General features: G+C 53.5%; 19 protein-coding genes. 2 read left to right on the top strand and 17 right to left on the bottom strand.

Translation table 11 applies throughout. The features are described from left to right. Nucleotides 1-5: 5 nt before the first annotated feature. From M0D42_RS00965 to M0D42_RS00910, 12 genes are all read right to left on the bottom strand, one after another. Nucleotides 6-797: an amino acid ABC transporter ATP-binding protein gene (locus M0D42_RS00965; protein WP_330221183.1), complete on the bottom strand. Its 792-nt coding sequence runs from the start codon at nucleotides 795-797 to the stop codon at nucleotides 6-8. 11 nt (nucleotides 798-808) lie between these two features. Then, nucleotides 809-2,116, bottom strand: a complete 1,308-nt coding sequence (locus tag M0D42_RS00960) for an amino acid ABC transporter permease (protein ID WP_265019745.1) — start codon at nucleotides 2,114-2,116, stop codon at nucleotides 809-811. 1 nt (nucleotide 2,117) lies between these two features. Beyond that, nucleotides 2,118-3,386, bottom strand: a complete 1,269-nt coding sequence (locus M0D42_RS00955; RefSeq protein ID WP_265019744.1) for an amino acid ABC transporter permease — start codon at nucleotides 3,384-3,386, stop codon at nucleotides 2,118-2,120. Nucleotides 3,387-3,518: 132 nt separating this feature from the next. After that, nucleotides 3,519-4,535: an amino acid ABC transporter substrate-binding protein gene (locus M0D42_RS00950; RefSeq protein ID WP_265019743.1), complete on the bottom strand. Its 1,017-nt coding sequence runs from the start codon at nucleotides 4,533-4,535 to the stop codon at nucleotides 3,519-3,521. Between the two features lie 209 nt (nucleotides 4,536-4,744). Continuing rightward, nucleotides 4,745-5,458 carry an ATP12 family chaperone protein gene (locus M0D42_RS00945; RefSeq protein ID WP_265019742.1) on the bottom strand — a complete coding sequence of 238 codons (714 nt, stop codon included), beginning with the start codon at nucleotides 5,456-5,458 and terminating at the stop codon, nucleotides 4,745-4,747. A gap of 2 nt (nucleotides 5,459-5,460) precedes the next feature. Next, nucleotides 5,461-6,132, bottom strand: coding sequence for an HAD-IA family hydrolase (locus M0D42_RS00940; protein WP_265019741.1), 672 nt, complete (start codon nucleotides 6,130-6,132; stop codon nucleotides 5,461-5,463). After that, nucleotides 6,129-7,175 carry an RluA family pseudouridine synthase gene (locus M0D42_RS00935; protein WP_265019740.1) on the bottom strand — a complete coding sequence of 349 codons (1,047 nt, stop codon included), beginning with the start codon at nucleotides 7,173-7,175 and terminating at the stop codon, nucleotides 6,129-6,131. Before M0D42_RS00935 ends, M0D42_RS00940 begins: the two co-directional genes overlap by 4 nt. After that, complete coding sequence (crcB, locus tag M0D42_RS00930; RefSeq protein ID WP_265019739.1) at nucleotides 7,172-7,549, bottom strand: fluoride efflux transporter CrcB; 378 nt, start codon at nucleotides 7,547-7,549, stop codon at nucleotides 7,172-7,174. The genes M0D42_RS00935 and crcB overlap by 4 nt, the downstream gene beginning before the upstream one ends. Before the next feature lie 110 nt (nucleotides 7,550-7,659). Continuing rightward, nucleotides 7,660-8,979 (bottom strand): replication-associated recombination protein A, encoded by a 1,320-nt coding sequence (locus M0D42_RS00925; protein WP_265019738.1) that lies wholly within the window; start codon nucleotides 8,977-8,979, stop codon nucleotides 7,660-7,662. A gap of 2 nt (nucleotides 8,980-8,981) precedes the next feature. Next, nucleotides 8,982-10,364, bottom strand: a complete 1,383-nt coding sequence (locus M0D42_RS00920) for a trypsin-like peptidase domain-containing protein (protein ID WP_265019737.1) — start codon at nucleotides 10,362-10,364, stop codon at nucleotides 8,982-8,984. Between the two features lie 111 nt (nucleotides 10,365-10,475). Continuing rightward, nucleotides 10,476-11,801, bottom strand: a complete 1,326-nt coding sequence (locus M0D42_RS00915; protein WP_265019736.1) for a ferric reductase-like transmembrane domain-containing protein — start codon at nucleotides 11,799-11,801, stop codon at nucleotides 10,476-10,478. 118 nt (nucleotides 11,802-11,919) lie between these two features. Then, the gene (locus M0D42_RS00910; protein ID WP_265019735.1) at nucleotides 11,920-12,537 is read right to left on the bottom strand and encodes a YitT family protein; all 618 of its coding nucleotides are present in this window, start codon (nucleotides 12,535-12,537) and stop codon (nucleotides 11,920-11,922) included. Nucleotides 12,538-12,705: 168 nt separating this feature from the next. Between M0D42_RS00910 and M0D42_RS00905 the strand changes: the two genes are divergently transcribed. Next, nucleotides 12,706-13,095 carry a thiol-disulfide oxidoreductase DCC family protein gene (locus M0D42_RS00905; RefSeq protein ID WP_265019734.1) on the top strand — a complete coding sequence of 130 codons (390 nt, stop codon included), beginning with the start codon at nucleotides 12,706-12,708 and terminating at the stop codon, nucleotides 13,093-13,095. 61 nt (nucleotides 13,096-13,156) lie between these two features. Here M0D42_RS00905 and rplQ read toward each other — a convergent pair whose 3' ends face one another. The 4 genes from rplQ to rpsM all read right to left on the bottom strand — a co-directional run bounded on the left by rplQ (nucleotide 13,157) and on the right by rpsM (nucleotide 15,642). Beyond that, nucleotides 13,157-13,576 carry a 50S ribosomal protein L17 gene (rplQ, locus tag M0D42_RS00900; protein ID WP_265019733.1) on the bottom strand — a complete coding sequence of 140 codons (420 nt, stop codon included), beginning with the start codon at nucleotides 13,574-13,576 and terminating at the stop codon, nucleotides 13,157-13,159. Between the two features lie 162 nt (nucleotides 13,577-13,738). Then, on the bottom strand, nucleotides 13,739-14,755 hold the full coding sequence (locus tag M0D42_RS00895) for a DNA-directed RNA polymerase subunit alpha (RefSeq protein WP_265019732.1): 1,017 nt from the start codon (nucleotides 14,753-14,755) through the stop codon (nucleotides 13,739-13,741). 114 nt (nucleotides 14,756-14,869) lie between these two features. Continuing rightward, nucleotides 14,870-15,259 (bottom strand): 30S ribosomal protein S11, encoded by a 390-nt coding sequence (rpsK, locus tag M0D42_RS00890; RefSeq protein WP_058313867.1) that lies wholly within the window; start codon nucleotides 15,257-15,259, stop codon nucleotides 14,870-14,872. Between the two features lie 14 nt (nucleotides 15,260-15,273). Further along, on the bottom strand, nucleotides 15,274-15,642 hold the full coding sequence (rpsM, locus tag M0D42_RS00885; protein ID WP_265019731.1) for a 30S ribosomal protein S13: 369 nt from the start codon (nucleotides 15,640-15,642) through the stop codon (nucleotides 15,274-15,276). 345 nt (nucleotides 15,643-15,987) lie between these two features. Here rpsM and M0D42_RS00880 point away from each other — a divergent pair, with 345 nt between their 5' ends. Further along, nucleotides 15,988-16,656 carry an outer membrane protein gene (locus M0D42_RS00880; RefSeq protein WP_265019730.1) on the top strand — a complete coding sequence of 223 codons (669 nt, stop codon included), beginning with the start codon at nucleotides 15,988-15,990 and terminating at the stop codon, nucleotides 16,654-16,656. A gap of 49 nt (nucleotides 16,657-16,705) precedes the next feature. Here the strand turns inward: M0D42_RS00880 and M0D42_RS00875 are convergent, their stop codons facing one another. Beyond that, on the bottom strand, nucleotides 16,706-18,595 hold the full coding sequence (locus M0D42_RS00875) for a cation:proton antiporter (protein WP_265019729.1): 1,890 nt from the start codon (nucleotides 18,593-18,595) through the stop codon (nucleotides 16,706-16,708). Nucleotides 18,596-18,610 lie beyond the last annotated feature (15 nt).

The following is an 18,610-nucleotide window of genomic DNA, read 5'->3' as shown; positions in this document are numbered from 1 at the left end:
TAGGCTTAGTGACCCAGGATCTGGCTGAGGAACAGTTTGGTCCGTTCGCTCTTCGGATTGTTGAAGAACTCTTCCGGTTCGTTCTGCTCCACGATTTGGCCCGCGTCCATGAAGATCACGCGGTTTGCAACCTGACGCGCAAAGCCCATCTCGTGGGTCACGCAGAGCATGGTCATGCCCTCTTCCGCGAGTTCGATCATGGTATCCAGAACCTCTTTAATCATCTCCGGGTCGAGCGCAGATGTCGGTTCGTCAAACAGCATGATCCGTGGCTTCATGCAGAGCGAGCGGGCAATCGCCACACGCTGCTGCTGACCGCCAGACAGCTGACCAGGGTACTTATTGGCCTGCTCTGGTATCTTCACCTTTTCAAGGAAGTGCATCGCTGTTTCGATGGCTTCTTTCTGAGGTGTTTTGCGTACCCAGATTGGCGCCAGAGTACAGTTCTCCAGGATCGTCAGGTGTGGGAACAGGTTGAAGTGCTGGAAACACATGCCAACCTCAGAACGGATCTTATCGATGTTCTTCAGGTCAGATGTCAGCTCTGTTCCGTCAACGATAATCTGCCCCTGCTGGTGTTCTTCCAGCCGGTTGATGCAACGGATCATGGTGGATTTACCGGAGCCCGATGGGCCCGCGATAACGATCCGTTCGCCACGATTGACGGTCAGGTTGATGTCACGCAACACGTGGAATGAACCATACCACTTGTTCATGTTGGTGATTTGGATGGCAACCTCGTCGCTCACTTCCATTTTGGAGCGATCGATGGTGCGGTCGGATTGTAGATCAGACATTACGTGATCTCCTATCGTTTATGACCAGTTTGAAGCTTGCGCTCCAGGTACATGGAATAGCGGGACATGGAAAAACATACGATGAAGAACAGCACCGCGATAAACGCGAAGAGTTCCCAGTAGATGCCGTTCCAAGCGGTGTCAGCACGGATCGCTGTCGACAGACCAATCACATCGAACAGACCAATGATCGAAACAAGGGTGGTGTCCTTGAAGATACCGATAAAGTTGGAAACGATGCCCGGGATCGAGATTTTCAATGCTTGAGGCATGATGATCAGGCGTTGTGCCTGCCAGTAGTTCAAACCAAGGGAGTCAGCCCCCTCGTATTGACCTTTTGGCAATGCAGCCAGACCACCCCGAATGGTCTCCGCCATATAAGCGGCGGAGAAGAGGGTCATCATGATCATAACGCGCAAGATGATATCGAAGTTCGTGCCAGGTGGCAGGAACACGTTCAACAAAAGCGATGCCACGAACAACAGAGTGATCAGCGGTACGCCCCGGATGAACTCGATAAAGCCAACGCAGATTGTTTTCACGATCAGGAGGTCGGACTGACGTCCTAGCGCAAGAAGAATGCCCAGAGGAAGTGAACAACCAATTGCAACGATCCCCAAAAGAAGCGCCAGCATGAAGCCACCGAACTTACGCGATTCAACTGCTTCGATACCGATGTTCAGAACCGACTCCAGCCCAGATGCCACTGTTCCTGCGATGAACATCCACCAGATGATGCCAGCAAGTACAGACACGATCAAACCAACAAGACTACCTGCAATATTAGTGACGAACCGGTAGCCAAAGAAGATGACAACAAAGCCGGCTGCTGCACAGATTGGACCCCAGATAGAGCCGCCCCATAGAAGCCAAGGCATCAGGAATGGGTAAGCCATTGTCAGATAGATCATCTGACGTGGAGCTTTCTCAGCAAACAAGATCGGTGCCAAAGCCGCCAAGGTCAGGACCAAAGCAAGGTTGACGCGCCAGTAAAGGTAATCTGGGTAGAAACCGTAAAGCAGTTGTAGCCAACGGTCGTTCACCACACCCCAGCAGGCGTGACCATGGGAAGTGCCGTATTTCTCGTTAAAGATCTCACGACATTCGGTCAGCGAGGTTGCGCCCCATTCGGATTGGAAAATCCAAGGCAGCAAGCCGGCCAAAATGTAGAAGATGAAGCCAAGAGACACGACTGTCAGAATGGAGTTTACAACGCTTGAGAATAGATTCTCACGCATCCAACCCACAATCCCTACGGTAGACGCCGGAGGATCGAGTTCTGGCAGCATTTCTGTGCGGACAAAAGATTTATCACTCATATTACCGCTCCACCAATGCGACGCGTTTGTTGTACCAGTTCATCACAAATGAAATGGAGAGGCTGATCAGCAGGTAAACCCCCATCAAAAGTACAACACACTCAAGCTCACGCCCGGTCTGGTTCATTGTAATGCCACCCAATGTGCCGGTGATGTCCATGTAACCTACCGCAATCGCCAGAGACGAGTTTTTGGTCAGGTTCAGATAGTTGGAAATCATCGGTGGGATGATGACGCGCAGTGCCTGAGGCAGGACCACCAAGCTCATGATGCGGCCCTGACGCAAACCCAATGCGCCGGCTGCTTCGGTCTGACCGTGGCTGATGGCAAGAATACCGCCACGAACGATCTCTGCGATGAAAGCCGCTGTGTAAAGCGACAGAGCCAACCAAAGCGCAATCAGTGAGTTCCGCATGTGCGTGCCGCCGCTGAAGTTAAATCCTTTCAGCTCCGGATACCCCAGATGGAAGCCCAGAATGGCCAGAAGGATCACGATCGGTACAAAGACAACCGCAAGTCGCTGCCACCACGTGGTTGGGCGCTCACCGGTTTCTTCCTGAACTTTGTCAGCGCGCTGTTTGATCTTGTTGGAAACAAACAGACCGGCAATCAGAACAACAAGGAACGCCACAAGATCCAGTGAGATGTCAAAGCGCATAGAGCTTTGACCGAACAGGTGGATGTTGCCCAAGGAGTTATGGAAAAGTGCCTCTGGGATATATACCCCACGGTTTGTCACTGCGACGGTATCAAACAGGCTCATGGTGGCTTCTGGGTTTTCACCCCGGAAGGCACGCGGAGAAGGCAGGCTTTCAATCAAAACCGCCATAGCCAATACGATCCACAGCAGAACCGGTACGTTGCGGAACATTTCCACATATACGGTCATGATGCGGGCGACGAGCCAGTTTTTGGACAGGCGCAGAACGCCAATAAGGACACCGAGAATGGTTGCTGTGATGCAGCCCAGAACGGCAACAACCAGTGTATTCAGCAAACCGATAAAGGCTGCTCGCAGGTGGCTGTCGCGGCTGTCATATTCCAGTAGACGTTGGTTGATGTCGTAGCTCGCAGGCTCAGTAAAAAAGGCCAGCGAAATCGGTTTCCCAAGGGTCTCTAGGTTGGTGAGTGTATTGCTGATCAACCAAGCTGCAAGCAGCATAAAGCCCATCAGTGCCACAACCTGGATAGTCGCCGAGCGATACCGGGTGTCGTAAATCAGCATAGATAGCCGAAACGACTCCTTCGGAGGGTCGGTGAGAGTGGTCATTAAGGATGTTCCCCGTTTTTGATCTGCTCCTCAGCGCTATTTGCTGCGCATTCTCTGAGGTCAGACCACGTTATTCGTACCGAATAAAAAGCGAAGGGCGCGAGAAGTCTCGCGCCCTAGGCCATTAAGTTCTTAGCGGAATGGTGGAGAGTAGATCAGACCACCATCGGTGTACTGAGCGTTCAGACCACGCGCCAGGCCGATTGGGGTGTTCTCGCCGATGTTCTTTTCGAACACTTCGCCGTAGTTACCACCCGCCATGATAGCGCTTTTCGCCCAGTCAGCAGACAGACCCAGCATCTCGCCCAGGGAACCTTCGGAACCCAGCAGACGGTTGATTTCAGGGTTGTTTGTACCTGCGGACAGCTCTGCGACGTTTGCAGATGTCACACCCAGCTCTTCAGCTGTGATCAGAGCGTTCAGAGTCCAGCGAACGATGTCGCCCCACTCGTTGTCGCCGTGACGCACCAGTGGGCCCAGTGGCTCTTTAGAGATGATCTCTGGCAGAACCGCGTGCTCATCTGGGTTTTCAAACGCTGCACGTGTCGCTGCAAGGCCGGATGCGTCGGTTGTGTAAACGTCACACGCACCTGCGAGATACTGCTGCTGTGCTTCAGCATTGGTCTCGATCGGAACTGGCTCATAGCTGATACCGTTTGTGCGGAAGAAGTCCGCCAGGTTCAGTTCTGTTGTTGTACCAGTTTGGATACATACAGTTGCGCCATCCAGCTCTTTCGCAGAGGAAACGCCCAGTTCTTTTGGAACCATGAAGCCCTGACCGTCATAATAGTTCACACCAACAAAGGTGAACTTCAGGTCAACGTCACGGGAGAATGTCCATGTGGTGTTACGCGCCAGCATATCGATCTCGCCAGAAGCCAGAGCGGTGAAGCGTGTTTTACCGGTGGTTGGAACGAACTCAACCGCCTTAGGGTCACCAAGAACAGCAGCTGCAACCGCGCGGCAGACCGCCACGTCGAAGCCACCCCATTCGCCGTTTGCATCTGGGGTCGCAAAACCAACCAGACCTGACGCCACACCACAGTTCAGTTTGCCGCGTGCTTTTACATCATCAACGGTACCGGCTGTGGCCGCGACTGCAGACATGCAAGCAAGTGTCGCCGCGCCAAAGATTACGGATTTTTTCATATTTACCTCTTCCTGAGTTGCCGCCCCGCGTTGGGAGCAGAGCACCGATCTTTATCGATCGGCATTTTTAATGCTGAAGTCGGGTCTCGCCCCCATCAGCGCAATCCAGTTTGCTTTGAAACATCAAAAAAGGTCAAGGGGTGGATCAGGGATTTTGATCAATAAGTTAAATGGCGTCTACAAACCATGCAGATTCGCCTTAACTCTTTTTAATTAAAACACAAATTGAAGTTCTTGTGGGCTTGGACAAAGGCTGCTTTCTTGATTTCGGCGAGTTCATGAGCCTCTTCATCGCGTCCCCATTGTTCTTCTTGCCAAAGCTCATCGACCCTTGAAAGCGCCCAAAGCTCGTCAATTGGTCTCAAATTTTCGACTGCAGCGAATCCGAGAATCAGCGAACCGGAAAGCGACACCAGGTCATGGAAAGCCGACATTTCAAAGTTGGAGAAGCCATGTACCCGTGTCCGCAAGTGCTCCAAAGCGCTATCGTCCTGGGACTGAAACATGACCCCTTGCACTGGAACCAGGCGCGCGCCCAAAGTTTCAGCAGCCCAATCCAAAACCGGATCCCAGAGCTCGGCTTGTCGATTTACCAATTCTTGAGGGTTATCAGCGCGGTAACACAAAAGGTCCGTACCGCCATATTCCGCCAGCATATCGGCAACCTCGGCATGTTGCAGCGCCACTTTATCAAGTGCCGCATTTGCCCAGCGCGTGACGGGCATAGTCAGCGGATCGATCTCTTCAACTTGCACATCCCACTCAGCCGCGATGGCTTGAGCGATTGTTTCAGTCGGCACCACAACCGGTGTCTTAGCAGGCGTTTTCAGACCCCGTCCGTCCAGCAAAACCGCGAAACCATCTTCTCCTTGCGAAACAGATGTCTCTTTCCAGAATTTTCGTTTGGTATTCCAGCCGGCCATGCCTATCCCCAATAATCTTTCAGCACATCGTGCAATTCTTCAAAGTGATCAATGACCACATCCGCAGCACCGAGTTCCGCGCGCTCATGATAGCCCCAGCTGACGCCCACCGCATAGAAGCCAGCGGCCTTCGCCATCTCCATGTCAAAGCTCGTGTCTCCAACCATCACAGCGCGCGCAGGCGCAATCCCGGTCTCCGCCAAACAGGCCTGCAACATGGCTGGATGCGGTTTTGATGGATGATGATCCGCCACCTGCTCGGTCACAAAACGCTTCGTCAGTTCATGGGCCTCCAGCACCTTATCCAACCCGCGTCGTGATTTTCCCGTCGCCACGCCCAAAAGGGTCTCTGGCACCGCATGCAATTGATCCAACACATCCTGAGCGCCGGGAAATAGTGGTGTATGCGCAGCCGCAGGCTGATCTTGGCGAATGGTGACAAAAGCGTCTTTGTAGCCCTGCACCAAGGCCGCATGGATATCGGCACCGTGATCGGGTGCCAGTCGCGGCATCAACACATCCAGGGACAAGCCAACCAGTCCTAAGATGGCCTCACGATCTGGAAGCTCCAACCCCTGCACGCGAAAGGCCTCAGACATAGCCGCCATAATATGGCTCTGACTATCAACAAGTGTACCGTCGACATCAAACACTACAAGACGCAAATCCGTCATTGCAGTTCCTCAAAGGGGTCTTCAGCCGCCATATCTGGCGTCCAGTCAAAGGTTTCAAACGTATGGGCAATATGTTCTGGCAATGGTGCATGAATGGTTAGGATCTGCTTCGTCGCTGGATGCTCAAAACTGATTGTGCGCGCGTGCAGGTGCAGCTTTTTGGAAATAATTCCGCCCAGTTGCGCACCCCAACCATCACCAAGGTTCTCTTGACCAGAACCACCGTATTTCCCGTCTCCGATAATCGGATGCCCGATCTCTGCCATATGAGCACGCAGCTGATGCGTCCGACCTGTGATCGGCTCCATCGCCACCCAAGCAGCGCGGCTCGCGACGCGGTAGAGCGTAGCGTATTGAGTGATAGCGCGCTTCGCCCCCGGCGTATCAGCCACATCACGTGGATGTACGGCAATCATCTTTTCACCTTCACCACGACGCCCGTGACCCGGCGCTTTCACCAAACCATATTTGATCTCACCCAGATAAGGCGTCGGCACACCCGCCACGACAGCCCAATAGATTTTGCGTGTTGCGTGATGACGGAAGGCAGTGGTCAATTCAGAGGCCATCTTGCGTGTGCGGGCAAGAACCAGAACGCCGGATGTGTCTTTGTCCAGGCGATGCACCAGCCGCGGCTTTTCTTCATAGCCAAACTTCAGCGCTTCACTCAGCCCATCCACGTGGCGGGTCTGCTTACTCCCACCCTGTGTGGGCAAGCCTGCGGGCTTATTCAGAATAATCAGATGATCATCTCGGTAGATAACGCAGGAGCGGATCAGCTTTTCATCCGCCGCAGAAACCTTCGCAGCACCGCGTTCGCTCGGCTCCGGCGCCTTATCCGGCAATGGCGGAACGCGCACATTCTGTCCCTCAGCCAGACGCGTAGCAGGTTTCACGCGCCCACCATCGACACGCAACTCACCTTTGCGGCACATCTTTTCGATGCGGATCTGGTTTAGCTGCGGAAACCGCGCCTTCAGCCAACGATCCAGACGCATCTCTGCATCATCCGCCGAAATCGTGATATTCTGTACGCCGCTCATGCCCAAATCCCCCGCGCCAGCCAAAGGCCCAGCGCCAATGCCAAAATTGACCCCACCACCGAGATCAATACATAGACCAATGCGGCCCCGCCTTCCCCACGCTCAACCAAAGTCACCGTCTCCAGCGAAAAGGCCGAGAAGGTGGTAAAGCCACCTAAAAATCCGGTCATGATCAACGGGCTGAGGTGCGTCAACCCTCGCTTAGCCGCCATAACCACAAAGACACCCATCAAAAATGAACCAATTATATTCACAGTGATGATCGCCATCGGGAAGCCCGGACCCACAAGGCGCAAAACACCAAGGCCCGTCGCATAGCGCAAAACAGCACCCATGGCACCGCCAAAGGCCACATATAAAAGGTTCAAAAACATCGGCTGTCTCTCACCCGCGCCCGCGCCTTTGTCAAGCGAAACGCCCTATGCTTCTCTTTGTGCAAATACCTTGGGGTGAATGGCGCTTCAACGCCAAAGGGGCAAAGCCCCTAAGTGCTTCCATTCCGCTTGGCGCGTAGCTTCGCGAAATATTCGACCCGTTTCTTAAGATCGCGCTCAAACCCGCGCTCAACGGGTGCATAGTATTCAGGCCGCTCCATCCCATCGGGAAAATAGTTCTGCCCAGAAAACCCATCTTCGGCATCGTGATCATAGGCATAGCCTGACCCATAGCCCTGATCTTCCATCAAACGCGTGGGCGCGTTCAGGATGTGTTTCGGGGGCATCTCTGATCCGGTTTTCTTCGCCCCCCGCCGAGCAGCCTTGTAGGCCACATAGACCCCATTCGATTTCGGAGCGAGCGCGAGATAGACCAAAGCCTGCGCTAGAGCGAGTTCCCCTTCTGGCGAGCCCAAGCGCTCATAGGTCTCCCAGCTCTGCAAACAGACGGCCTGCGCCTGCGGATCAGCAAGCCCGATGTCTTCCACGGCCATTCGTGTGATGCGACGGGCTAGAAACCGAGGGTCCTCCCCCCCTTCAAGCATGCGTGCGAACCAATAAAGTGCTGCGTCTGGATCGGATCCACGCACCGATTTATGCAGAGCGGAAATCAGGTTGTAATGTTCTTCGCCCGATTTGTCGTATTTTGCAGCCCGCTTCATCAGCCGTTTTGACAGCTGATCTGGCGTCAGGTCGGCATCCGTCTTCCAGGCCGCAACCTGCTCAATCAAATTTAGCAACGCACGGCCGTCACCGTCCGCCATTTCCAAAAGAGCGGCACGCGCGGCGACATCCAATGGCAATGTCACATCTAATTCGACTTCTGCGCGCGTCATCAAACGCTCCAGCTCCTCAGTCGACAACCGCTCCAAAACCAAAACCTGCGCCCGGCTCAGCACCGCAGCGTTCAACTCAAAGCTGGGATTTTCGGTTGTCGCCCCTACGAGCAAGATGGTGCCGTCTTCCATGTGCGGCAAAAACCCATCCTGTTGTGCTTTATTAAAGCGATGGATTTCGTCAACGAACAGCAAAGTCCCCTGACCGTTCTGACGCCGGATTTTCGCAGCCTCAAAGACTTTCTTGAGATCCGGCACCCCTGTGAAGATCGCGCTAATCTGGACAAAATGTAGATCGGTTTCCCGCGCCAAAAGCCGCGCGATGGTGGTTTTACCAACTCCGGGTGGCCCCCAGAATATCAATGAACTCAGCGACCCCGAAGACAGCATCACCCCTAATGGTGCTTCAGGCCCTAAAACTTGGGATTGCCCAATCACATCCGCCAAAGATTGTGGACGCAGTCGATCAGCCAATGGCCGTGGTGCATTATCCGCCGCCGTAGTTGGCGACGTATCTCCGAATAGATCACTCATGCTTACAGTCTAAAGCGCAAAGTCACCCGACGCGAGCCACGTTCGACCGTAATACTGACACGTCTTGACGCCGCCTGAAGGGCCTCCTCGACGTTTTTTGGTTCCTCGATACGTGTATTGTCGACCGCTAAGAGAATATCTCCCACACGCAACCCTACCTGCGAACCAAACTCTCCCAGTTCTTCAACAACCACGCCCTCCTCTTTTAGCGGCAATCCGAGTTCCGCAATGAGCGCTGGGTTCAGGTTGGAAACCACCACCCCCGGCAACACTGACCGGCGTGAGGTCACAACTGTGTCGCGGCTTGGCACTTCCGGCGGCGCAATCAATGCAACTTCCACTTTGTCTGGTTGTCCACCAATAATTCCTGAGATTTCGGCCGTACCGCCCAACCCCGCGACAGACATGCGAAAGATCATTTCAGCGCCACTGGTGATGGGTTGCCCGTCAACGGCCAGGATAACGTCTCCGGGCGCAATCCCTGCAGCAAGAAAAGGGCTTTCAGGGTGCAACGCAGAGATCAGGATGCCTCCTGGGCGTGAGAACCCAAGGCTCTCGGCTATATCAGCATCAACAGGTTGTCCTGTTGCCCCGGCCCATGGCTTTTCAAATCGCTTATTGCCCGCCTTTGCTTGATCCACAAATGCGGCAACGAGGTTTGCAGGGATCGCAAAACCGATGCCGTTGCTGCCACCCGACCGGGTTAAAATACGTGTGTTAACGCCGATGAGGTCGCCATTCACATCAATCAGCGCACCTCCAGAGTTGCCAGGGTTAATTGGAGCGTCCGTTTGGATGAAATATCCCTGTCCCGTGCCTGCAGCAGCTCCGGTGCGGGCCAAACCAGATACAATACCACTAGAAACTGTCTGCCCGACGCCAAACGGGTTGCCGATGGCCAGGACCAACTCCCCTACCTCAACGCTGTCACTGTCGCGCAGCGGCAAGTAGGGCATGGATTCAGGCTCGTTGAGCTGAAGAATGGCCAGATCATTGGCCTCATCAGCCAACAGCACACTTGCTGTGAATTCGCGACGATCATTCAGAACAACACGAATATCCGTGGCCATGCCTACGACGTGGTAATTTGAAACAACGATCCCATCAGCGGATAGAATGACCCCTGACCCCAATGAATTCTGTACTTGAGGTCGCGATGTTCCGAAGTCGCGGAACAGGTTTTGAAAGAACGGGTCACCCTGAAATGGGCTTTCGCGCACAGCCACTAAGCGCTTGGCGTAGATGTTCACAACAGCAGGCGCTGCCTCTTTGACCAACGGGGCGAAACCCAATGAAATTTCTGCTTGGCTTGTGGGAACTTTGGTCTCGGCCTGCACAAGGCTTGCCAAAGTCAGAGTTGCGGCGGTCAGGGCAGCACGTAACATGAAATCTCCGAAATCGTTCAAACCATCGATATGCGAAGCGAAGGACTAGAATGCAAGCGGAGTAAAGGGCACAGCCCATCACTCCGTTGTGTTTCAAATGTAGGTCAACGGCTAGCGGCTGACTTGCTTCTTAATCTGCTCGGGGAGCGCGACGCGATTGAAAAGCGTATTGGCCAGCTTCTTCAGACCAACACCGGTGCGAATTTCAAATTCTTCATATTTGAACTTGCGACCCGACACGCCGTTTTTGGCGAAACCATCCTTTAGTGCGTGTCGCATCGCCTTTGGGCCACAGAATGCAACGGTAAGCTTTGTCGTATCTACGCCCGTGGTTTTCAGAAGACCGTCGGCATCAGCGCGGCCATCAGTTGTCGAACTGTGAATGTGCAACGTAAGGTTCGCCTTTTCTGCTGCCAGCGCTTTTAGTTCATCCAAATGTGCTGCAGCCGCTTCTGATTTCACGCAGTAGACCAAATGCGCGTGGTCATCTTCTGGCTTCAACGCATTCGCCCATGCGAGGAAGGGGGTAATACCCACGCCAGCGCCGATCCACAATTCTTTGCCTCCGCTATTGCGACGTTCAAAATGGCCATACGGGCCTTCGAGGCGGACGCTGGAACCAACTTCCAGATTGCGATGCAAACGGGTGGTGAAATCGCCCAAGCGTGCAATCGACATCCGGACGCTGCCATCGTCGCTTGGCGCTTTTGAAATCGTAAATGGATGCGGTTCAGAGCCTTGAAAACTCGCGAAGGCAAATTGACCCGAACGATATCGCAATGGGCTCCCCTCTGGCTTAAGCGTCACGGCGAGCACGTTGCCGGTCACCTCCGTGTTTTCCACAGAATACCGCTTTGTCGGGCGCATACCCGCAGGCAGCAAGCGATAGCTGAAACAGATGATGCCCAGGGCACAAAAGGCCGAGGTATACAGCCCGAGCGGATCGCCATTCTGAAACGGCTTCAAAATGAACAGGTAGTGCGCCGCCCCAGCAAGAAAGAAGAAGCCCATCAATCGGTGGGTCCAGCGCCACAGGTGATAGGGGATGAAGGTAGCAATGGTGATCACCACAAGGATCAACAAACCGTAGAGGCTTAACTCTCCCAGTGTTTCCGCAAGCTCTTCCAGTAGGTTCTGACCACCCAGATGGTTCATCTCTGCATCAATGGTGTCATGGATCAGAATGAAGGCCATCGCGCTGATACCCAGCCATTTGTGGAAGACATAGCCTTGGTCCAATCCGCCGAAAATCCATTCAACCGGACGCCACCTCGTCGAGATGAACTGAACGATCGCCATGGCGATCAAGGCCGCAATCCCCATGTACTGGCTGAACAGCGCCAAGGTATCTCCTTTGTGTTTCAAACCAGGCAACCAGATGATCGGCAGCAAGATCGCAACAACTGTAAGAATAAGACCAATCGGGTTCACGCGCATCGAATGTCCTCAGGGGTGAAGTGTACGGAGCAAATTTGCTCTTACTACTGTCCACTGAGGCCTAACAGGTCAAGCCTGTGTTCACCGGAACCCTCTGTTTACTTAGCTAAACTAAAGTTTAGGCTGCCGATTTTGGGGCGCTTTGCTCAATTCTGAAGTTCCAAGCAATCATCAGGTTCATAGTGATCGCACCGATCAGAGAATAAATCAGATTTTCCGGGGACAGAATCGAAGCAGACCAAGCGAATATGAAGAAATCTAAGCTCAATTGGGTCCATCCGGTTTTGATCCCCATCCTTTGCTCAATTAGCAGCGCCAGAACTGTCATTCCGCCAGCAGAGGCATTGTGGCGGAACATAGCAATCACAGCCATGCCAGCCGTCACACCACCAAAGATCGCTGCGCTTAAAGGGTGGATGGATGCAAATTCAATATGTTTGCTAAAGAACGGCACCAGAACCGAAATGCTGATCACTGCAAAGGCTGTGCGCATCGCAAAAACGGCTCCTCGCATCGTCCAGCCCATCAGAAGAAATGGCAGTGTCAGCAAAAAGAACAGCAACCCAAAATCCAGAGGAGTCAGGTAAGACAACAGCAGCGCTAGGCCAGCTGTTTGCCCCGTGACCAAACCAGCCCCCTTGAGCAATACCATAGCCAAGCAGGCTAACAGTATGCCAAAACACAGACCCTGCAAGTCATAGAAAGAAATCAGGTGCTTAAAACTGGAACGGGACATGACGAAGCCTGATTAAAAGCGCAACACATACGCGAAATATTTGGCCTCCCTGACTGCAAGAAATAGACAGCATTGCTGACTTATTCAAGGGCTCATATTTACCAATTCGCCGCAGGTGCTTGCACCAGCTCTCAGGTGCATTACCTTTGATATGAAAGGGATGTTCAAATGAGTGGACCCGCAAAAACACGCGCTCTTTATAACGGTGACTGCCCGGTCTGCAGCGCTGAAATGTGCCATTATGAAGCCTATGCGGATACCAAAAACCTGCCGCTGGGCTTTGAAGATTTGAACAAAATCGATCTATCTGACTGGGGCGTCACCGAAGATCAGGCGACGCGGCTTTTACACGTCATTCATGATGACAAGCTGCTCGTGGGCTGGGATGCATTCCTCGCGCTTTGGTCGCAAATGCCTCGGTATCAATTGGTCGCACGTATTGGGGGCTGGCCCATCGTTCGCCCTATCGCGAGCTGGGGATATAAGCACATCGTCGCCCGGATCATCTATGAACGCCATTTGCGGCGAAAAGCGCGGGGCTTGGTTGGATCAAGCTAGGAGCTCCAACAAAAAAGCCCGCCAAACTGGCGGGCTTTTGTGATCATAAAGATCAGAATTCTTATTCTGCTGCCGCTTCTTCTTCGGCCAGACGTGCTTTGTCAGCTGCGCCTTTTGCATCCGCATCGCGCTCAACGAATTCGATGATCGCCATTGGTGCCATGTCGCCGTAGCGGAAGCCAGCTTTCAGAACGCGGATGTAACCACCCTGACGCTCTGCAAAACGTGGTCCAAGCACCTCGAACAGTTTCGCAACGTGCTTGTCTTGCTTCAGCTGAGCAGCTGCCTGACGACGCGCGTGCAGGTCGCCGCGTTTGCCCAGAGTGATCAGTTTTTCAACGATCGGGCGCAGTTCTTTTGCTTTTGGCAGGGTTGTTTTGATCTGCTCGTGCTCGATCAGGGAACCAGCCATGTTTGCGAACATCGCTTTGCGGTGTTCGTGTGTACGGTTGAGGCGACGGTAGCCTTTTGCGTGACGCATAATTTCAATCCTTCTTTGGTGGCCTTGGTTGGCCGGTACTTTGTCTGGCTTCCGATGCGTGTCGGTCGCTCTCCTTGGGGCAGGATTGCCCTTGTTTTCCTCGCTACCTGCGAGCATTTGGCGGGCCATTTACATGCCCCGCCAGAATTTATCAAGACGCTCTTAGAATGCGTCTTCGAATTTCTTTGCCAGATCTTCGATGTTGTCTGGTGGCCAGTCCTCGACGTCCATGCCAAGGTGCAGCCCCATGCCGGACAGCACTTCTTTGATCTCGTTCAAAGATTTGCGGCCGAAGTTTGGTGTGCGCAGCATTTCTGCTTCGGTTTTCTGGATCAGATCGCCGATGTAAACGATGTTGTCGTTCTTCAGGCAGTTTGCAGAACGTACAGAGAGTTCCAGCTCGTCCACTTTCTTCAGCAGAAGTGGGTTGAACTCGAGACCATCGTCTTCGTCCTGACGGCCAGCCGCTTCTGGTTCGTCGAAGTTTACGAAGATGGACAGCTGATCCTGCAGAATACGTGCTGCGAATGCAACCGCGTCTTCTGGTGTGATGGAACCATCTGTTTCGATCTTCATGGTCAGCTTGTCATAGTCCAGAACCTGACCTTCACGGGTTGGCTGAACGTCATAAGAGACCTTCTTGACCGGAGAGTAAATCGCATCGATTGGCATCAGGCCAATTGGTGCGTCTTCTGGCTTGTTTTTGTCTGCAGAGACATAGCCCTTGCCAGTGTTCACAGTCAGCTCAACAAAGAGGTCCGCGCCATCGTCGAGGTGGCAGATAACCAGATCTTTGTTCAGAACTTCGATGCCCGCGGAGTCAGAGATATCACCCGCAGTCACAGCGCCTGGACCCTTTGCATTGATGGAAAGACGCTTAGGGCCTTCCACTTCCATGCGCAGAGCAACCTGCTTAAGGTTCAGGATGATGTCGGTGACGTCTTCACGAACGCCAGCAACAGAAGAGAACTCGTGCAGAACGTTGTCGATCTGTACGGAAGTGATGGCCGCACCTTGCAGGGAGCTCATCAGAACGCGGCGCAGCGCGTTACCCATTGTCAGACCAAAACCACGTTCCAGAGGCTCGGCTACAACAGTTGCTTGGCGTGCAGGATCATTGCCCGGCTTGATTTCAAGCTGGGTTGGCTTGATCAGTTCTGCCCAGTTTTTGTGGATCATGCGTCCCTCCATTCCTGTCAAACCCCCATGATCAATCAGGGTTCAACTCCCGAGGTTTCAAAATGACGAACTGGGGCCGTGAAAAACACGCGGCCCCAGAACCTAAAATTCGAATTATACGCGGCGGCGCTTTGGTGGGCGGCAGCCGTTGTGTGCGATTGGGGTCACGTCACGGATGGATGTGATGTTGAAACCAATTGCAGCCAATGCGCGCAGTGCGGATTCACGACCGGAACCTGGACCTTGAACTTCAACTTCCAGAGTTTTTACGCCGTGATCCTGTGCTTTTTTGCCAGCATCTTCCGCAGCCATCTGAGCAGCATATGGGGTAGACTTACGGGAGCCTTTGAAACCCATGGTGCCAGCAGAGGACCAGGAAATCGCGTTACCCTGAACGTCAGAGATCAGGATTTTGGTGTTGTTGAACGACGAGTTCACGTGAGCAACACCAGCTGCGATGTTCTTACGTTCCTTGCGCTTAGGCGCTCTCTTATCGCGTGCCATCTAATCAGCCCCCCTTATTTCTTCTTACCAGCAATGGCCTTTGCAGGACCTTTGCGAGTACGAGCGTTAGTGTGGGTACGCTGACCGCGAACCGGCAGGTTACGACGGTGACGCAGGCCGCGGTAGCAACCCAGGTCCATCAGGCGTTTGATGTTCATTTGAACTTCACGGCGCAGGTCACCTTCAACGGTGTAGTTTGCGTCGATGTGCTCACGAACGGCCAGAACTTCTGCGTCGGACAGTTCGTTTACGCGGCGAGTGGCGTCGATACCAACTGCTTCACAGATGGATGCAGCGGATGTGTGGCCAATGCCAGTGATATAAGTAAGGGCGATCGGGACCCGTTTGTGGGTCGGGATGTTAACGCCGGCGATACGTGCCAAGTGTCTTAGTCCTTCATTGTTGCGGTTCCGTAGCTCCAGAACCTTTTTTCACAACATAAGCCCGAGGCGTTTAGGGCCATCGGGCTATAGCTGATCAGGTGATCTGTTTCGCGGGCGCGACCCGAAAAACAAGAATTTGATTCTCTAATAGAGATAGGGGTCAATACGGGGGAATTGGGAGTGGGTCAAGGGCCGATCAACCGCTCACGCGCGAGACACGTTTTCGATAGTTAAATCTACGCATTTTCAATGAAAATTCCAACACTCAGTTGAAGCTGTGTGATTTCCATTTCGCACCGCGTTGGCGCATCCATTTCTTACATTCAAAACAGTTGGAGATTTGAAATGAACATCCATAAGGGGCTCGCCCTAACAGTGGCGCTCGGCCTGTCGGCAGCGACTGCTCAGGCTGATGGGTTTTACATCAGCGGTAATATCAGCGCGACAACCAGCGGTCACACACTAGAGCGCAACGACTCCACCCCCGGGCTTCCGGTCCCTGACACAGCAGGCGTCGGTTTTTCCGAAACCACCGATTTCTCAGGAGGTCTTGCACTGGGTTACGAGCGGAATATCGGCAACGGGCCATTCTTTCTTGGTGCGGAGGCATTTTATAACTTCGAAGACGCAAGCTCTCGAAACATCGTCGGCGTTCTTGCGACCGATGTTAGCCTGAATGCAAGCTACGGTGCGCGCATTCTGGCAGGTGTCGAAGTTGCTCCGAAACTATCGCTGTACGGTCACGTCGGCTACACCACTTTGGATTTCGACCTGCGCAATTCCTATACTTTTGCTCCACCAGTCAGAACAGACTCTCGCCGTGAAGGCGCGGTCTCTTTCGGTGCTGGCGCGCGTTACGCGGTGAACGACCAATTCTCTGTCTTCACCGAATTCACACAAGTTGCCGATGTCTCATTTGACGGCATCCCCGAAGTCGCTGGCGGCACAGGCCGGGTTAATCCAAATCGGATTTCCCTTAACAAGGTCAGCTTCGGCGTCAAATACGACTTCTAAGCAAAGTGGAGGGCGACAAGCGCGCCCTCCGCATTCTCCCGATCGCTGGCTAGGTTTTCCCGGCCATGATCCCCTTCATCTTGGTTTCCAATTCCGCTTGCCAATCCCCTTGCATCTCGCGCACGGCGTTCATGTAGTCCTCGTTTTCCATGGCTGGAATCGCCGGATCATATTCATTGGCCAGCGCCAACATGCTGCGGCGATCCAACTCGTTAAACGCATCGACCATGCGGGTCGCCTGATCAGCAGAATAACCCAGTGCTTCAATGGCAGACCGCCCCATGCGCAGCGAACTATCATATGTGTCCCGTATGATATCGCGGCACCCTGCTGCCCAGAGATCGTAAACGTGGTTCCGATCCACAGCACGCGCGACCACATGAAGGTCCGGGTAGTGGTGTTTGACGTAGTGCACCAGTTCTGTGGTCTGCTCTTTGTTATCGATGGCTATGATCAAAAGCTTCGCTTGATGAATGCCTGCCGCATGTAACAGATCAGGTCGCGTTGCATCGCCGTAGTAGGCCTGAACATTGAAAGCCTTCAGCATCTCAAGTTGTTTGGAGCTGTAATCGATCACGGTCGGGTTCATCCCAGCCCCGCGAAGTATACGGCTGACAATCCCGCCAACACGCCCATGACCAGCAATGATAATATCGCTATGTTCGGCGATTTCATCCATCTCACGCTCTTCAGCATCCGAATATCGCGGTGCGATGATCTTGTCGTAGATGATGAACAAAGCCGGTGTCAGCAGCATCGAGAGTGCCACGATCAACAACAGCCGATCGGCAAGCTCCGCGGGGATCACAGCATTTGCGACGGTGAAAGACAGCAGCACAAATCCAAACTCACCCGCCTGCGCAAGACCCAGGGCAAAGAGCCAGCGGTCGGCGCCCTGAATTTTGAAGACGAAGGAAAGCGCGAGTAGCACTGCAGACTTTAGAAGCATCAAACCCAAAGTCAGCCCAACGATGGCTCCGAGGTTATCAAACAGCAGCCCAAAGTTGATACCTGCGCCGACCGTCATGAAGAACAAGCCTAGCAGGAGGCCTTTGAAGGGATCGATGTCACTTTCAAGCTCGTGTCGATATTCGCTGTTGGCTAAAACCACACCGGCAAGAAAAGTTCCCAATGCTGGGGACAATCCCACGAGAGACATTAGCAGTGCAATACCAATCACTATCATCAAAGCGGTCGCCACAAACAGCTCCCGCAGCTGCGCACCGGCGATGAAACGAAAGATCGGACTGGTCAGGAACATCCCACCACCAACAACAACCGCAATGGATCCGAGCGTCACAAGCGCAACGGCCCAGCCCGGCAGCCCATCAACCAAGCTCATAGATGACCCATGACCATCTCCGTGATCATCTCCGCCATGATCGCCAGCATGATCAGCTGCATGGCTCATCGCTTCCATGATTTCTGGCATCGCAAGAAGCGGCACCAAAGCCAGCATTGGGATCACCGCGATATCCTGGAAAAGCAAAACCGAGAAGCTCGACTGCCCGCCATCGCTTTTCATCAGCCCCTTTTCTCCAAGGGTCTGCAAAACAATCGCTGTTGAAGAGAGTGCAAAGACCAAACCTATGGCCAATGACACAGTCCAAGGTTGCCCAAACGCCATGGCCACAGCCATCACCAGAGCAGCCGTTATTCCCACTTGTCCGCCACCCAGCCCTAAGAGTTTGGCCCGCATCGACCAAAGCAGTTTTGGTTCGAGTTCCAGGCCCACCAGAAACAACATCATGACCACGCCAAATTCAGCGAAGTGCTGGATCGAGATCACATCCACATGCAGCCACGCCAAGATTGGGCTGATCACGATGCCAGCGATCAGATATCCGAGGACAGAGCCCAGCCCCAGTCGTGATGCAATCGGCACCGCAACCACCCCGGCAATCAAAAAGACAAAGGCCAGTAGTAAAAAATCAGTCATAGTCTATTCCCCGTT

It is taken from the genome of Cognatishimia activa, assembly GCF_026016445.1.
In the GTDB taxonomy this organism is placed as follows: domain Bacteria; phylum Pseudomonadota; class Alphaproteobacteria; order Rhodobacterales; family Rhodobacteraceae; genus Cognatishimia; species Cognatishimia activa_B.
Note: the sequence above shows the minus strand (reverse complement) of the source record. Positions and strands in the feature narration are given on the sequence as shown.